The organism is Methylophaga sp. F-2, from assembly GCF_056859315.1.
The window spans coordinates 324,036-340,109 of the sequence record NZ_JBSXOF010000018.1; the positions used below are offsets into that span (position 1 = coordinate 324,036).

The window sequence follows — 16,074 nt, forward strand, 5'->3', positions numbered from 1 at the left end:
AGAGGAGACTATTGTGCAAATATTGGAGAAATGGTCCGAAGCTGCGGTAACTAGTCTGAGCTTTTTCTGGATGGCGCTATGGGCATTTATTTTTGGCTATATCCTCAGCAGTATCATTCAGGTGATGGTCTCCAGAAAAGAAATGCGTGACCTAATGGGAGGTGATGATCTCAAATCCATATCAACAGGTACCTTGTTCGGTTTTATCTCCAGCTCATGTAGTTTTGCCGCATTATCGACCACCCGGGCCTTATTCCAGAAAGGGGCTACTTTTGCTGCCTCCATGGCCTATATGCTTGCTTCCACTAATCTTGTTATTGAACTCGGCTTTGTCATCGCCATCTTTCTCGGCTGGCAATTTGTTATTGGAGAATACATAGGTGCCGTTTTATTAATCCTGATTGCCTGGTTGTTTATCTATTTGACCAATCCTAAGTCCCTGATAAAACAGGCTCGCGAAAATAAACCTGATGATATGAATGCCAACGAATCAGACGGATATAAGTGGTCACGTTTATTCAGTAAAGAAATTTGGCAAAAAATCAGCCAAAAATATGTCATGGAATGGCAAATGGTATGGAAGGACGTGCTTATTGGCTTTACTGTGGCAGGCATTATCTCTGCGTTTGTCCCTGACGCTTTTTTTAAATGGCTATTTATCGGTGCAGGCACAGAAAATCCAGACTTTTGGTCAGTATTACAGCAAACATTAGTGGGTCCAATAGCCGCTTTTTTCACCTTTATCGGTTCTATGGGTAATATTCCACTTGCAGCTGTGTTGTATGGTCAAGGTGTAGCATTTGCCGGTGTGATGGCGTTCATCTTCTCAGATATGGTTGTTTTGCCTGTACTTCGAATCAATGCGAAATATTATGGTTGGAAGATGGCATTATTTATTTTAATGATGCTGTTCACCTGTTTAGTGATGACCTCTCTGTTACTGCATTATGGTTTCCAGGTATTCGATTTACTTCCCAATCCACAAGACTGGTCATCACCGGCGGAACAAGATCACTTTAAACTTAACTACAATTTCTTTTTGAATATTGGTTTCTTACTTATTTCAGCCTATCTTTTTTTGACATGGAGAAACGCGCAATCCAGTCATCATCATGACCATAACAAAACCATGTCATGGACTGACATTGTGATGAATTCACTAACGATACTGTCAGGGGTTTGGTTAGCAGGCGGCGTATTAGTGAAATTAGTGCTGAATTAATCTGTTTCAGCGCTAAGTATATGTCTCACTGCTTCTCTTAGCTCATTAACGATATGTTTACGTCCTGTCAGCTTGAGTTGTTCAGCAACAGCATCAAATGATCTGCCCTGCAAAATCAGCATAATCAATAGATGCTGTTGCTTTAATGGCAGTTGCTTAAAACATGGCTGAGAAAGCTGATCGCCAAGCCACTGCCACAATGCCCATTCCGAAGACTCATAAGGGCGTTGTTTAAAAGCAAAACTGTTTACTTGCTGCTGATAATCAAGCATCAACGTTTCATCATCAAAAGACTGACTGATTTGCATGACTGCTTCCACATCCAGTTCTTGCCACTGCCTTTCCAGTAAAAAAGTCCACTGCTGGGCCAGCGTTTGATGTGCCCTTTTGACCAGCTTTTCTCCATCAGCATTGATGGCTTTTAACATCATCACCGATAGACTGCCAGAGACCTCGTCCCGGTGTTGGCCGATACGCACAATTTTAAACCCGGCTTTTGACCAGAAACGGAGTAACTCGACCGACAGTGCAAAGCTGACACCCACCGTATCAACCCCATTAAGACTAGCAAGATAATGCTGTAATAAAAGCTGACCCCAGCCTCGTTGTTGGCAATCAGGATGCACAGCGATACGGCTTATTCGCTGATAAAGGTATTGCCCAGCATCTTCAATTCCGGCGTGCACTAGTAAGGATTGCGGTAATAAATGTCCTTGTAGACGACGCGTACCATCATAAACTTGTTGTGCTAACTCACCGTCCAGTGCTGACTCAGCAATCGTCCATAGTGTGGCAACGACATTCCCCTGGAAACGCAAAACACTGACCTGCATATCAGGATGATCCAATAACATCTGCACATCAGCTGGACGTGTTCGGTAATGGGCCAGTGCCATCAAACCAAATACCTGCCTGAGTAAACGTTCATCATTCAACAGTTGCTGTTGCTCAAGCGTTTCAAAAATCAGCTGGTTTTGCTCAGCAGCAGAGATTACTTGTCCATCAACCGGCTCAGCTTCTAACAGCAATGCGGCAAAACTAAATTGCTCAACCACATCATTCTCAGCCCAGCGAACGGGTTTCTCCAACACATATGCCCGCCAGCCTGGAGCTAATCTATCCAAGGTTTTATAAAAACGCATTACAAAGCCGCGTCCGGTCCCTTCATAACCATGGATAGTGGAGCTGAATACTAAGCGGGAATAGTTGATCAGATATTGCTCCAGCATACTGGCCGGAATGGCCGCGGCTTCATCAATGATCAACAAATCGGTGGCTGGTTGGCTCTGCAAAATAGCATCGGGTGCCATAAACTCAATGATGGCATCATGCCAGCGAACAGATGTTTTACCCAGTTTACTCTCTGCTAATTGCTGATGAGCATGTAGCAGTAAAGTTTGGATACTTGCCGGACTGGGAGCTGTCACCAGAATATGTTGCTTACCTGATTTCAGAAGTTCAGCAGCGGCCATGCCTAATAAAGCCGTTTTGCCCCGTCCCCGATCTGCCGTTAACACCAATGGACGGCGACGATGTCCGTTTACAACTTTCGTCACAGCAGCTATCGCAAGACCTTGTTCTTCCGTCGGTGTCGGGATAATGGGAGACGGAGGATTTGCTGCTTCCAAAGGAATTAAATCAGGCAAGGTTTGCTGCTGAGTAAAGCATTGAATCGCGGGGAAGGTAGTAGCAATAGCCAAAAATCGTGTCAACCAGCGCGTCGGTTTTAATGCCGTGTTGAGCAAGACCAACACTGTACCACCGGCTTTGACACAACCGATCAAAGCACCAAATGCATCCGCGTCAAACTGCGCTGTTACCTGAAAAATGAGCAGCTCACACTCTTGTCCTAAATGCTGATGCGCCTTTTTAACCGATACTGCTTCATCTGAAGCAGTATTGTCAGTTAGCCAAAAGCAAGTAGACGGGGGTACTGATTGATAAAAAATCTGTGCCTGTTTATTAAGCCAATCAAAATCGCCTTGTAATATCCAACAGTGACGCTGTGGCAAAGACATCATTTATCATTTAAAGCTTAATAGTGCGGTGGCGGTGGCTCATCGCTCGGCCGCATGAGTTGCATCTGTTGCATGCTTTCCATTTGCGCTTTGAAAGCAGCCATACGTTGTTCCAATCGATCAATCTGTTTTTGTTGATTGATGACTACCTGATTTAACTCTTCCAGCAAACCGTCCTGAAAAGCTAAACGGGTTTGAAGATCAATAATGTCATTATTCATTAATCATCTCCGTCATAAGATAAGGCAGGCCCCAACCAACGCTCTGCTGTTTGCTTATCCCAGCCTTTACGCTGAGCATAGTCTTCCACCTGATCCTGATCGATTTTGCCCAGACCAAAATAACGTGATTCAGGATGTGCAAAATAGAAACCACTGACAGCGGCTGTCGGCAACATGGCATAGCTTTCCGTAATGGTCATGCCGGCATGTGTGACAGGATCAATCAGATCCCATAACAAGCCTTTCTCAGTGTGGTCCGGGCAGGCCGGATAACCTGGCGCAGGACGAATGCCTTGGTACTTCTCGTCAATCAGCGCTTCATTATCTAATTGCTCTTGTTTGGCATACCCCCAGAACTCTTTACGCACCCGTTCATGCATACGTTCAGCAAAGGCTTCTGCCAGACGATCCGCCAGCGCTTTCAGCATAATGCTGTGGTAATCATCATGATCTTCTTCAAAACGGGCGACGTGTTCATCAATGCCAATACCCGCAGTGACCGCAAAAGCGCCGATATAATCATTCACGCCGGTTTCTTTTGGTGCGATAAAATCAGCTAAAGCAGCATTAGGGCGACCAGGTGGACGTTCGGTTTGTTGACGTAAGCTATGCAGCATCATCAACACCTCATCACGATTATCATCACGATAGACTTCAATATCATCGTCATTAATGCTGTTGGCTGCGAACAGACCTATCACCGCTTTCGCTGTCAGCCATTTTTCATCGACAATTTGCTGCAGCATTTTTTTCGCATCTTCAAATAAGTGCGTGGCATGTTCACCCACCACTTCATCAGTCAAGATACGTGGGAATTTACCCGCCAGTTCCCATGATTGGAAAAATGGCGTCCAGTCAATACGATCAACCAGTTCAGCCAATGGATAATCATCAAACACTTCCAAACCTAATTTAGCGGGTTTGGTAGGTTGATAAGCGGCCCAGTCAATCTTGGTTTTATTCGCTCGTGCTTCAGCAATACTTAATTGACGGCGACTGCTCTTACGTCCTTTATGTCTTGAACGCTTCTCTTCATAATCTTTTTTCAGATCCGCAATAAAGGCATCACGAGTGTCTTTGGTGACTAAACGCTGGGCCACACCCACCGCACGTGACGCATCTTTTACATAAATACTGCAGCCATGATAGTTCGGTTCGATTTTCACAGCCGTATGGATTAATGAGGTCGTTGCACCGCCAATCATTAACGGCGTCTCCATACCCAGTCGCTCCATTTCTTTAGCGACGTGCACCATTTCATCCAGTGATGGCGTAATCAGGCCAGACAAGCCAATAATGTCGACATTTTCTTCTCGTGCTGTATCCAGAATTTTCTGTGCTGGCACCATGACACCGAGATCAATGACTTCGAAGTTATTACATTGCAGCACCACGCCAACGATATTTTTACCAATATCATGTACGTCACCTTTGACCGTGGCCATCAGGATCTTGCCGTTATTTTTGCTGGTGTCACCCTCTTCTTTCGCCGCTTCGATAAAGGGCATCAAATAGGCGACGGCTTTTTTCATCACGCGGGCAGACTTGACCACCTGAGGTAAAAACATCTTACCTTCACCAAATAAGTCACCAACCACATTCATGCCATCCATTAATGGCCCTTCAATCACTTCCAGTGGTTTGGCATATTGCTGACGCGCTTCTTCCGTATCGTCTTCAACGTAATCGGCAATGCCTTTAACCAAAGCATGTTCCAGACGTTTTATCACCGGCAGTTCACGCCAGGCCAGGTCTTCCTGCTTAGCGACACTGCCGCCTTCACCTTTGTATTTTTCTGCCAGTTCCAGCAGGCGGTCAGTGGAATCGTCACGACGGTTTTGCACGACGTCTTCTACGGCTTCACGCAATTCTTCTGGCAAATCATCATAAATCGCCAACTGGCCGGCATTAACAATACCCATATCCATACCGGCTTTAATGGCGTGGTAAAGGAAAACCGCATGAATCGCTTCACGAACCGGATTATTACCACGGAATGAAAACGAGACATTCGACACACCACCACTGATCAGCGCATGTGGCAGACTCTGTTTAATATCATGCACCGCCTCGATAAAATCGACGGCATAGTTATTGTGTTCTTCAATACCTGTAGCCACGGCAAAAATATTCGGATCGAAAATGATGTCTTCTGGTGGGAAATGCACTTTTTCAGTTAACACTTCATAAGAGCGTCTGCAGATTTCCAGCTTACGTTGGCGGGTATCAGCCTGACCAACTTCGTCAAACGCCATTACAATCACTGCCGCACCATAGCGACGAACCAGCTTGGCCTGTTCGATGAATTTTTCTTCGCCTTCTTTCAGGCTGATGGAGTTAACAATGCCTTTACCCTGAATGCATTTCAGACCGGCCTCGATAACTTCCCATTTGGATGAGTCAATCATCACCGGAACGCGACTGATATCTGGCTCAGCAGCCAGTAAATTGAGGAAGGTAACCATGGCCTCTTTCGAGTCCAACATGCCTTCATCCATGTTGATATCGATGATTTGAGCACCATTCTCCACTTGCTGACGAGCGACTTCTAAAGCAGTGTCGTAGTCACCTTCTTTAATCAACTTGGCAAAGCGGGCAGAACCCGTGACGTTAGTTCGTTCACCGACGTTCACAAACAGGCTGTCAGGGGTGATATTCAGTGGTTCTAAACCACTTAAACGGCAATGATGTAAATTAGCTTTTGGCTGACGTGGCTTAATGCCTGCCACTGCATCGGCAATGGCTTTAATATGTGCAGGTGCTGTACCACAGCAGCCACCAACAATATTTAAGAAACCAGATTGTGCCCATTCTTTAATTTGCGCCGCCATGACTTCTGGTGACTCATCATATTCACCAAACTCATTTGGCAAACCCGCATTAGGGTGAGCACTGACGTGGCAAGTCACCACATTGGATAATTCTTCTACGTATTGACGTAATTGCTCCGCACCCAGCGCACAGTTCAGACCAATACTCAACGGCTGGATATGTGCCAGTGAGTTCCAGAACGCTTCGGCGGTTTGGCCAGAAAGCGTGCGGCCACTGGCATCGGTGATGGTGCCGGAAATCATGACCGGGATATGCACATTGTTTTGCTCGCAGAACTGATCAATCGCAAACAGAGCAGCTTTGGCATTTAATGTGTCAAAAACGGTTTCAACCAGCAATAAATCCGCACCGCCATCAACCAAACCACGAATGGCTTCCAGATACGCTTCAACCAGTTCATCAAAACTGACATTACGAAAGCCAGGGTTATTTACGTCAGGAGAAATACTGGCCGTGCGGTTAGTTGGGCCTAACACCCCAGTGACAAAACGCGGTTTATCCGGATTTTTCGCTGTAAACTCAGCAGCCACTTCTTTGGCAAGTTCAGCGGAGACTTTGTTTAACTCATACACCAGATCTTCCATCTGGTAATCAGCCATAGCAATAGAGGTGCCGTTAAAGGTATTGGTTTCGACAATATCCGCACCCGCTTCAAAATAAGCGCGGTGGATATCGCGAATAATCTGCGGTTGGGTCAGAGACAAAAGATCATTATTGCCTTTAACATCACAAGGATGATCAGCAAACCGTGCTCCACGGAAATCTTTCTCTTCCAACTTGTAGCTTTGAATCAACGTGCCCATGCCACCATCAAGAATCAGGATACGTTGTTCGAGTAAGGATTTAATTTGTTGAAGCACAGTCATTTAAAGCAGATTTCCCATCTGGTAAAGCGATTATAAAAATCGCACGATTATACCAGATACTCACCATGACTTTTTAACTCTGATCGATGTAGTTCAGCCAGCATTGCTGCTGGCTGATTAACGATTTACACCTTGAATGACGATAAGCCGGTTTGCAACTCATTGGCTGTGGCATCCAAATCGCTACCGACCTGACTCAATTGTTTTGCGCCTTCCGCCGTTTGCTGAACCAGATCAGAAATACGGGTTAAGTTCTCACTGACGTTTTCACAGACATTACTCTGCTCTTCAGTGGCTGAAGCAATCTGTAAAGTCATTTCAGAGACTTCATCAATGGCGGTTTTAATTTTCATTAAGGCACTGGCAGCTGAATGCGCTAATTCCACGCTATGCTCTACCTGCTGACCGCTTTTCTTCATCGCTTCAGAGGCTTCTTTATTACCCTGATTCAATAATGAAAGACGATTCTGAATTTCTACGGTCGCTGACTGCGAGCGGTTAGCCAATGCACGTACTTCATCTGCCACTACAGCAAAACCACGTCCTTTTTCACCTGCTCTGGCAGCTTCAATCGCGGCATTCAATGCTAATAAATTGGTTTGTTCGGCGATGCCCTGAATTTCAACCAAAATCTCGGCAATAGCGCCGCTGTTTTTGACCAGTTGATCCAACGCTGCTTCAGAAAGTTGAACACTGTTTTTCACATCACTGATTGACTGTGCATTCTGACTGACAAGATCGGCACCGGCTTCGGTTGATTGATGTGCATCACTGACAAGTGTCGCTGTACGCTCAGCATTACCGGCAATTTGCTGAGCTGAGGCCGACATTTCAGTAACTGCAGACACCATCTGATCTAATAAACTGCTTTGTTCATTCATCTGCTCACTGGTTTGCTGACTAATTTGCTTACCTTGTGCGGACAATTCACTTATGCGGTTACCGATAGGCAGCATCTTTTTAATGAGCGTCTGTAACTTCTCAATAAATGTATTCAACAAACCAGCCAATTTGCTGGTTTCATCCTGGCGAGTGATATTAATGCGTTGTGTGAGATCACCTTCTCCACCGGCCAATTTACCCACAATCCCCGTCATATCATGTAAGGGTTTCACACTACTTTTCGCGACGAACCAGACAATAACCATTCCGATGATCGCGAATAAGATGCCGAGTAACGTTGTCTGGGTGATAAATCGTGACTGCTGTTTATCCATGAATGACTGCTGCTTCTCAATATCAGCATAGATAACCGCTTCAGGCACTGAAATATAGACAATCCATGGCTTATCAGCTTGAGCTAGAGTGAACGGTTTTAAAACTCTCAATGCAGAGTCGTCAGCAAATATTTTGCCCTCACCCGAAGCAGATACGGCTTTAATTTTTTCGACCAGATCAGCATCGATAGACTTCAGGTTTTTGCCCACTAATTCAGGATGCTCGCTATCAGCAACGATGACCCCCTTGGGGCTTAATAACAGCATCTGACCAGCGCCATCATAAAGCCGTTTATCAACATCTATGACTTTGGATTGCAGGAAGTCAGCACTGATATCCACACCGGTCATGCCAATAAACTGTCCGTTGTTGTTAATGGGGACGACCATACTGGTTAATAAAACATCCTTACCATTAATAGGATAAATATAAGGGTCAATGACACAACTTTTGTTGGAATCTTTCGGGCATAGGTAATATTCGCCAGCTCTGACACCATTTTCGTCACGGCTCTGGTCTTCAAGTCCAACCAGATTCTCAATAGTAAAACCCTCATCATTACCGTGAATGACATAAGGTAGGAAACGACCATTTTCATCACTACCCGTTGTTGAACGATATAAACCATCAGAAAAATCGAGTTGATTCGGTTCAAAAGCGACATAGGTCCCTAAGAAATTAGGGCTCAGATTTAAGGTCTTTTTCAGGATATCAAGTGCTAGTTGACGTTTATCAATGCTATTCGAGGCATCGGCGAGTGTCTGCATAGACATCGATGTGGTAGTGGCTACATTTAACGCTTTTTCAAGAGGCACAAGTAGGCTGGCACTGGTATCACTGGCCAGCAGATCGAGATAGTTTTCTGCCTGCTCTTTTGTTATTTCACTGCTGTAATCTGCTAGTGAATCGTTAATTTTGCCAAAGTTGTATACCACAACAAGTGCCGTTACCAACACAACAGACAGCAGACTCAGCCCAGCCCAAACGCTAAAGCGTTGCTGAATAGATAAATTCATTTTAACTCCGTAGAAATACAGCCACCCGTCAAAACTGTATCCTGTTTGTTAGCTGATGAATAAAGCTAAAGCGCCACTATAAAAATGTACACAAACAGACGACAAATTCAGGCTACTGTTCTCCATTAAACAGTGCTCAAACGTGTTCTATAAGTTATGACAAGTCACCAAAGAAATGATGATGTGCAAAATATGACAGAAAGCGAAATAGAAAACAATGTTTAATGAGAGGAAACATGGATTCAGTCACATATCTCTTTCTCAATACAGTCTCATGCCGACTTTTTTCACGGTATCGCCATCAACTTCATTCACCACCCAATGAATACCATGCCAGTCAATATCATCGCCCACTACAGGGTGTCCACCTACACGGCGGGCAATAAATTCCCCCAGACTGACGCCGACTTCCTGAGGACTGATGGTTAAGCCATAGGCCTTAGCCACATCCACTAACATTGCATCACCATTGAGTACAAAAGAACCAAAAAAGGCTAACTGTTTCTGATTAAGTTGGTTATCGCCATTAAATAACTCATTTAAATTATCTAAATCTTCTTCGCGACTAATCACACATAAAATGTCGCCAAGCTTTAAGCGGGTACTGCCTTTGGGATGAATCATTTCCTCATTGCGGAATAAGGCAGAAATCATTGCTCCTGATGGAAAGCGTAATAACCGAATAGGTTGCTCATCAAGGCGATGATTTTCTACTTTATAGACAAACATTTCATAATCACGCTCGGGCAAAATCCCCAGAGATCCACGCTGTCTTGGGCTGGCTTTTTTAGGGATCTGTACCCGCATCCATTTTGCCATCGGCAATAATGTTCCCCCCTGAATCAATAGCGATAGCAAGACCACAGCAAACGCCACATTGAAATACATTGACGAATTATCTACTCCGCCGATAACAGGGAAAATCGCTAACACAATCGGTACAGCACCACGCAATCCAACCCAGGAAATAAAGCCGATTTCCCGCCAGCGGAACTTAAAGAACGGTTTTACTGAGAGCACGACAGCCAGCGGTCTGGCAACAAAAATAAGGGCTAAGGCAATAACCAGTGACGGTAAAGCATATTTCATCAATTCAGTTGGCGTGACCAACATACCCAGCACCAGGAATAAGCCAATTTGACTTAACCAGGCCAGGCCGTCATACACAGGTAAAATGTGTTGTAACTGACGCGTGTTTTCACTGCCTATCATTAAGCCGCAAAGATAGATCGCCAGAAAACCACTGCCCCCCACCCAGGAAGCCAACCCAAAAATAGTAAACCCCAGTGCTAAAGCCAGCAGAGAATACAGGCCTGGTACCAACTCTAATTTGTTCAATAAACGTTTGACTAACCAACCTCCTAAAAGACCAATACCAATGCCAAAACCAAATTGTTGTAGGAAAAATAAGACATTGCCTAAAACCGTATTTTCATCACTGATCAATAACTGAATAAACATCAAGGTGAGGAAAATAGCCATCGGGTCGTTAGTACCGGATTCAATTTCCAGGGTAGCACCAACCCGCTCGTTGATATTAATCCCTTGGCCACGCAACATGGAAAATACGGCGGCCGCATCGGTTGACCCGACAATAGCACCAATCAACAGCCCTTCAACCAATGTCAGATCAAAAATCCACATTGCGATTAAACCAACGACGCCACTGGTAATAAATACGCCAACGGTTGCCATAGATAAGGCGGGTTTAAAACCAACACGGAATGTTTTGAGGCGAGTACGCATACCACCATCAAGCAAAATCATCGCTAATGCCAGATGACCGATGACAAAGGCCACAGAATAATTATCAAACTGAATACCTAAAACACCGTCTTCCCCAGCCAACATACCTAAAGCCAGGAAGATAATCAGCAGAGGCAGACCAAATAATGACGATAAGCGGCTGGCCAGAATGCTGAGAGCAATCAGGGAACCACTTAACAGAAACAACATACTTATCGAATTCATAGGGGCGCTTTTAAATATGAGCTATGTCATAAACATAGCAACAAATGCTCGGAAGAGCACGAAATGACAGTGAATTTATCGGGGTGATGAGGGATTTTTTAAACTAAATGTCCCGGCCTCTTCAATATCAATAAAAGGTAAAAGGCTGCCGACATCCAGACGTGCCTTAAATCGATAATCAAATGAATCTTTGTTATTACTCATCAATTGACTGATTAACTTCGCACCGTCAATCAAGTCTGGCACAGCCCTGATTGTAAACTCCTCCGTGCCGTAGCCTGCGACCCGAGGCAAGTCAGGTTCAGCACCACTTAAAATACGATAGCCATCAACTTCAACGGAATAGCTCATACCTTTCAATGGCAGTGCACTCCAGTTGGGATTAATAACTTTTAAGCCAACAAGAAATGTCGGTGTTGAAGCTGTTGATTGAGGCGCCAGAGTAAAGGAGGTGATATTGACCTGTGGCTGTTCGAACTGAGGAGACAATGTAGCGCATGCTGATAAGGTATAAGTCATGATAAAAAGAATGACCCAACGAAAGTGTCGCATTGAATGCTCCTGTGATGATTTAGAATCGAGTAACCCACAACAAATGATGCCCTCAGAGGCTTAATTCAAGCTTATCAGACAGATTAAATTGAAAGGTCACAAAAAAAGCGCCGCACTTTCTTTCAAAAGCACGGCGCCTGTTAAAGCTTATGGACGCAGTGTCCATTCAGAAACTCAGATTATTGACCGCGTTCCTGAACTTCTTCATTTTCATCCATCTCATATGCCGGATGCGGTGAGTTAGCAGAATCCTCTGCTTCCTCCATATTTTCTTTATATTCTTCGCTGTGTTTTTTATCTTTGATGGTATCCAGCTCTTCACCCATTTCATGAGCCGGGTGTTTTGCACCCTCATGGGACGACTCATGTTCATTTGCAAAGGCTGCACCTGAACTAAATAAAACCAGCATTACAACCGATAATAAAGTTGTTAGTTGTGTTTTTAACATGATTTTCTCCTTTGTTTGATTCCGTCAAACATCGGTGAGAAGAACCTGAACAGATATCTATATATTCAGGACTGTTTCCTACCCTAACGAATTATTGAGTAGAATTCAAATCACGAAAAAATATTTTTCCTTTAATAATCAATAACTAAAAATCATCACACTAGATCAGGCACAATCCCGAGCATCATGTCAGATAATCCTTAACACTTACTCGGGAAATGACTGATTATCCTGCCGCCACGTTCTCAACTATCTCAGGGTTAGTACCGTTAATAAAACGATTCACGCCATTTAATAAGGCTTTTATCGCCGAGGTGGTGATATTTTGATCCTGACCAACACCAAACACGGTGGCATGTTCACCGACCTTAACCTCAACATAACTGACAGCCGTCGCATCAGACCCAGCGCTCATTCCATGCTCGTGATAATCAGCAACGGTCACCGTTTCACCAATATGCTCAGATATCGCTTTTGCCACCGCATCCAAAGGACCATTTCCCTGACCTTTTAATTCAATACGTTGTTGCTGATATTTCACCACCACATGGCTCAACACCTGATGACTCTCTTCATCGACAATATGGCTACCCATGTATTGATATGGACTATTCACCTGAACATATTCTTTATCAAACAAGGTCGCGATATTGTCAGCATTGATTTCACGCCCGCTGCTATCACTGACTTTCTGTACCACTTTGCTGAATTCAATCTGCAAACGTCGTGGTAATTCAAATCCAGCATGCTGCTGTAACAAGAAACTCACACCACCTTTACCCGACTGACTGTTTACCCGAACCACGTCATCATAACTACGATTTACATCGGCCGGATCGATCGGCAAATAAGGTACTTGCCAGTAATCATCGGCTTTTTGCACGGCCAAACCTTTTTTAATCGCATCCTGGTGTGAACCTGAAAATGCGGTAAACACCAACTCTCCTGCATACGGGTGGCGAGGATGTACAGGCAATTGTGTAGTTTCTTCAAACAACTGACGGATCTGATCCATCTGGGTGAAATCAACACCAGGATGGAGCCCTTGTGAGTACAAGTTCATTGCCAAAGTGATCAAGTCCACATTACCGGTACGCTCACCGTTACCAAATAAACAGCCTTCCACACGATCTGCACCTGCCATTACCGCTAATTCAGCTGCTGCCACCGCTGTACCGCGATCATTGTGCGGATGCACACTCAAAATAATACTGTCGCGATTGTTTAAATGGCGATGCATCCATTCAACCTGATCGGCATAAGTATTCGGCGTAGCCATTTCCACGGTTGCCGGCAAGTTAATAATCATTTTATGGTCTGGAGTCGGCTGCCAGATCGCCGTCACTGCATCACAGACTTCTTTAGCAAACTCAATTTCAGCACTGGAAAATGTCTCCGGTGAATATTGATAAATCCACTCAGTTTCGGGTTGCTTTGCCGTCATTTCTTTGACCCAGCGAGTGCCACGTTCAGCAATCTCTTTGACCCCTGCCTTGTCTGTACGGTAAACAATCTCACGAAATGCCGGTGCAATCGGATTGTACATATGCAAAATGGCACGCTTCGCGCCTTTTAAGGATTCCACTGTTCGGGCAATTAAGTCTTCTCTGGCCTGAGTTAACACTTCAATGGTGACATCATCAGGAATACGATTTTCTTCAATCAGCCGGCGTACGAAATTAAAGTCCGTCTCCGAAGCTGATGGAAAGCCAACTTCAATTTCTTTGAAACCCATATCCACAAGGGCCAGAAAAAACCGCATTTTAGTGTCGACAGACATCGGATCAATCAAAGCCTGATTACCGTCACGTAAATCGGTGCTCATCCAAATGGGGGCTTTATCCAGTACCACATTGGGCCATTGCCGATCCGGCAATTGGATAGCATCAAAGCGGCGATACTTCTGAGCGGGCTGACTAATCATGTCTGACTCCTGACAATACACATTAATGACACAAAAGATGCTGAAACAAATTTGCCTGACTCACCATATCAATCGGGTTAATTGATACTTTTCCGATGTGCCGTTCATGACTTTTGATCATGTCCGTGCATCGTGCCAGCCGCGCTTTTGGCGCATGGGCTATCAGTTCCAGCCATGTGAAATAGTATAAAGAAGTGCTAATAGAATTAAATTGCTAAGTTTGCACAAAATCAAACGATAAAAGAATAATATTGCTTATATTTATGAAATATTGAAATATATAACCACAATATAAATCAACAGGAATATTTCATGTCTGAGCAACTTAATAAATACGATGTCATGATCTTGCAAAAATTACAGACTGACGGACGTATCACCAACCAGGAATTAGCCGAAGCCATCAAACTTTCACCCTCGCCCTGTCTGCGCCGGGTTAAACAAATGGAAGAAAAAGGCTTAATTGATGGTTATGTTGCTTTACTCAACGCCAAAAAATTAGGCCTGACCTTAATGGCGTTTATTGGCATTAGCATGGATAAACATACACCGGAACGATTCGAAGCACTTGAATCGACCCTGGCCAGCTACCCTGAAGTCCTCGAATGTCATCTGATCACCGGCCAATCGGCAGATTATTTATTAAAAGTCATTGTGAAAGATATGGATGCCTATCAACAATTTCTGCTCAATAAATTAACTCGGATTGAAGGTGTAACCGGTGTTCACACTTCCTTTGTGATGAAGTCGCCAATTAAAACCACGGCTTTGCCTGTTGGCTGATGCAATTAGTGCATCAGCTGAAGTTAAATCATACAGCAGGTCGTTTCTGCTTTTGCAGCTGCCACATCCCAGCCATAAACAGCAGCATCGCTAACCAAACAATAATAAACGTCACTAATCTGGCTTGAGGAAAGTGCTCATCCAATACAAACACACCAATCAGAAATTGTATGGTTGGATTGATATACATAATAAAACCGACAATCGATAAATTGATACGTCGGGTTGCCATAGCAAATAAAACCAAAGGTAATGCCGTCAAAAAGCCTGAGCTAATCAACAACACAGTTGTCGTTGTATCCTCGCCAAATTGTAATATTGACGGCTCAGCTTTGGCCTGCCAGCCAATCCACAGCATAACAAAAGGCATTAACCACAAAGCTTCTATGGTGAGTCCGTTAATACCATCAATCGGATGAACTTTACGGATAAGTCCGTAGAAGGCAAAAGCAAATGACAAAATTACGCCCACCCATGGCAAGCTGCCAAATGACCACAGTTCCCAAAGCACTGCCAGAAACGCAATCCCCCCTGCGATGGCTTGCAACGGATGCAAAGACTCTTTTAGTAAGAGTCGCCCCATCAGCAAGCTGACCAAAGGCATGATGAAATAGCCTAAACTGGCCTCAAGCACCCGATGTTGACCAACGGCCCAGATATACACCAACCAGTTAATGGCAATAAATACCGCTGATGCGCCCAGCCACAATAAGGTCGTTTTATTATGCAATGCTTCCCATAGGTGCTTACCGCGCTTTAGCAACAAGCCCACTGTTAAAGTCGCCACCAGTGACCAGATAATCCGATGCGCGGTCACTTCGATTGGTGACACGTGGCTCAGGTAACTGAAAAAGAGTGGAAAAGTACCCCAGATGGTATAAGCCAGAATGGCTAAGATTAGACCTTGCATGGTGTTCTCAGAAATTTAAATACATATGGTATCAGTGACACAAACGGCTATAAACTTTTATCAGCTAGCTTCCCTTATCAGAGAGTTACGGT

At 44.4% G+C, this 16,074-nt stretch carries 11 protein-coding genes; 2 read left to right on the forward strand and 9 right to left on the reverse strand.

The features are described 5' to 3' along the window. The first annotated feature begins 13 nt into the window (after positions 1 to 13). A complete protein-coding gene (locus AC13DA_RS08610) occupies positions 14 to 1,222 on the forward strand; it encodes a permease (RefSeq protein ID WP_284451044.1) in 1,209 nt (402 codons plus the stop codon). Here the strand turns inward: AC13DA_RS08610 and AC13DA_RS08615 are convergent. The 8 genes from AC13DA_RS08615 to leuA form a co-directional block, all read right to left on the reverse strand. Then, positions 1,219 to 3,240 carry a tRNA(Met) cytidine acetyltransferase TmcA gene (locus AC13DA_RS08615; protein WP_284451043.1) on the reverse strand — a complete coding sequence of 674 codons (2,022 nt, stop codon included), beginning with the start codon at positions 3,238 to 3,240 and terminating at the stop codon, positions 1,219 to 1,221. The two genes, AC13DA_RS08610 and AC13DA_RS08615, sit on opposite strands and share 4 nt — an antisense overlap. Positions 3,241 to 3,257: 17 nt before the next feature. After that, entirely contained in the window at positions 3,258 to 3,461 is a 204-nt protein-coding gene (locus tag AC13DA_RS08620) for a SlyX family protein (RefSeq protein WP_007146693.1), read from the reverse strand. Continuing rightward, on the reverse strand, positions 3,461 to 7,159 hold the full coding sequence (metH, locus tag AC13DA_RS08625; RefSeq protein ID WP_284451042.1) for a methionine synthase: 3,699 nt from the start codon (positions 7,157 to 7,159) through the stop codon (positions 3,461 to 3,463). Before metH ends, AC13DA_RS08620 begins: the two co-directional genes overlap by 1 nt. Positions 7,160 to 7,284: 125 nt before the next feature. Then, the gene (locus tag AC13DA_RS08630) at positions 7,285 to 9,393 is read right to left on the reverse strand and encodes a methyl-accepting chemotaxis protein (protein ID WP_284451041.1); all 2,109 of its coding nucleotides are present in this window, start codon (positions 9,391 to 9,393) and stop codon (positions 7,285 to 7,287) included. A gap of 261 nt (positions 9,394 to 9,654) precedes the next feature. Then, on the reverse strand, positions 9,655 to 11,364 hold the full coding sequence (locus tag AC13DA_RS08635) for a potassium/proton antiporter (protein ID WP_284451040.1): 1,710 nt from the start codon (positions 11,362 to 11,364) through the stop codon (positions 9,655 to 9,657). Positions 11,365 to 11,439: 75 nt separating this feature from the next. Then, entirely contained in the window at positions 11,440 to 11,916 is a 477-nt protein-coding gene (locus tag AC13DA_RS08640) for an LEA/WHy family protein (RefSeq protein WP_284451039.1), read from the reverse strand. Between the two features lie 179 nt (positions 11,917 to 12,095). After that, positions 12,096 to 12,365: a hypothetical protein gene (locus tag AC13DA_RS08645; RefSeq protein ID WP_007146698.1), complete on the reverse strand. Its 270-nt coding sequence runs from the start codon at positions 12,363 to 12,365 to the stop codon at positions 12,096 to 12,098. A 226-nt stretch (positions 12,366 to 12,591) separates the two neighbouring features. Further along, the gene (gene leuA, locus AC13DA_RS08650) at positions 12,592 to 14,289 is read right to left on the reverse strand and encodes a 2-isopropylmalate synthase (RefSeq protein WP_284451038.1); all 1,698 of its coding nucleotides are present in this window, start codon (positions 14,287 to 14,289) and stop codon (positions 12,592 to 12,594) included. Between the two features lie 312 nt (positions 14,290 to 14,601). On the opposite strand from leuA, the gene AC13DA_RS08655 reads away from it, so the two are divergent. Next, the gene (locus tag AC13DA_RS08655) at positions 14,602 to 15,072 is read left to right on the forward strand and encodes an Lrp/AsnC family transcriptional regulator (protein WP_284451037.1); all 471 of its coding nucleotides are present in this window, start codon (positions 14,602 to 14,604) and stop codon (positions 15,070 to 15,072) included. Between the two features lie 28 nt (positions 15,073 to 15,100). Here AC13DA_RS08655 and rarD read toward each other — a convergent pair whose 3' ends face one another. Continuing rightward, on the reverse strand, positions 15,101 to 15,982 hold the full coding sequence (gene rarD, locus AC13DA_RS08660; protein WP_284451036.1) for an EamA family transporter RarD: 882 nt from the start codon (positions 15,980 to 15,982) through the stop codon (positions 15,101 to 15,103). Positions 15,983 to 16,074: the final 92 nt, after the last annotated feature.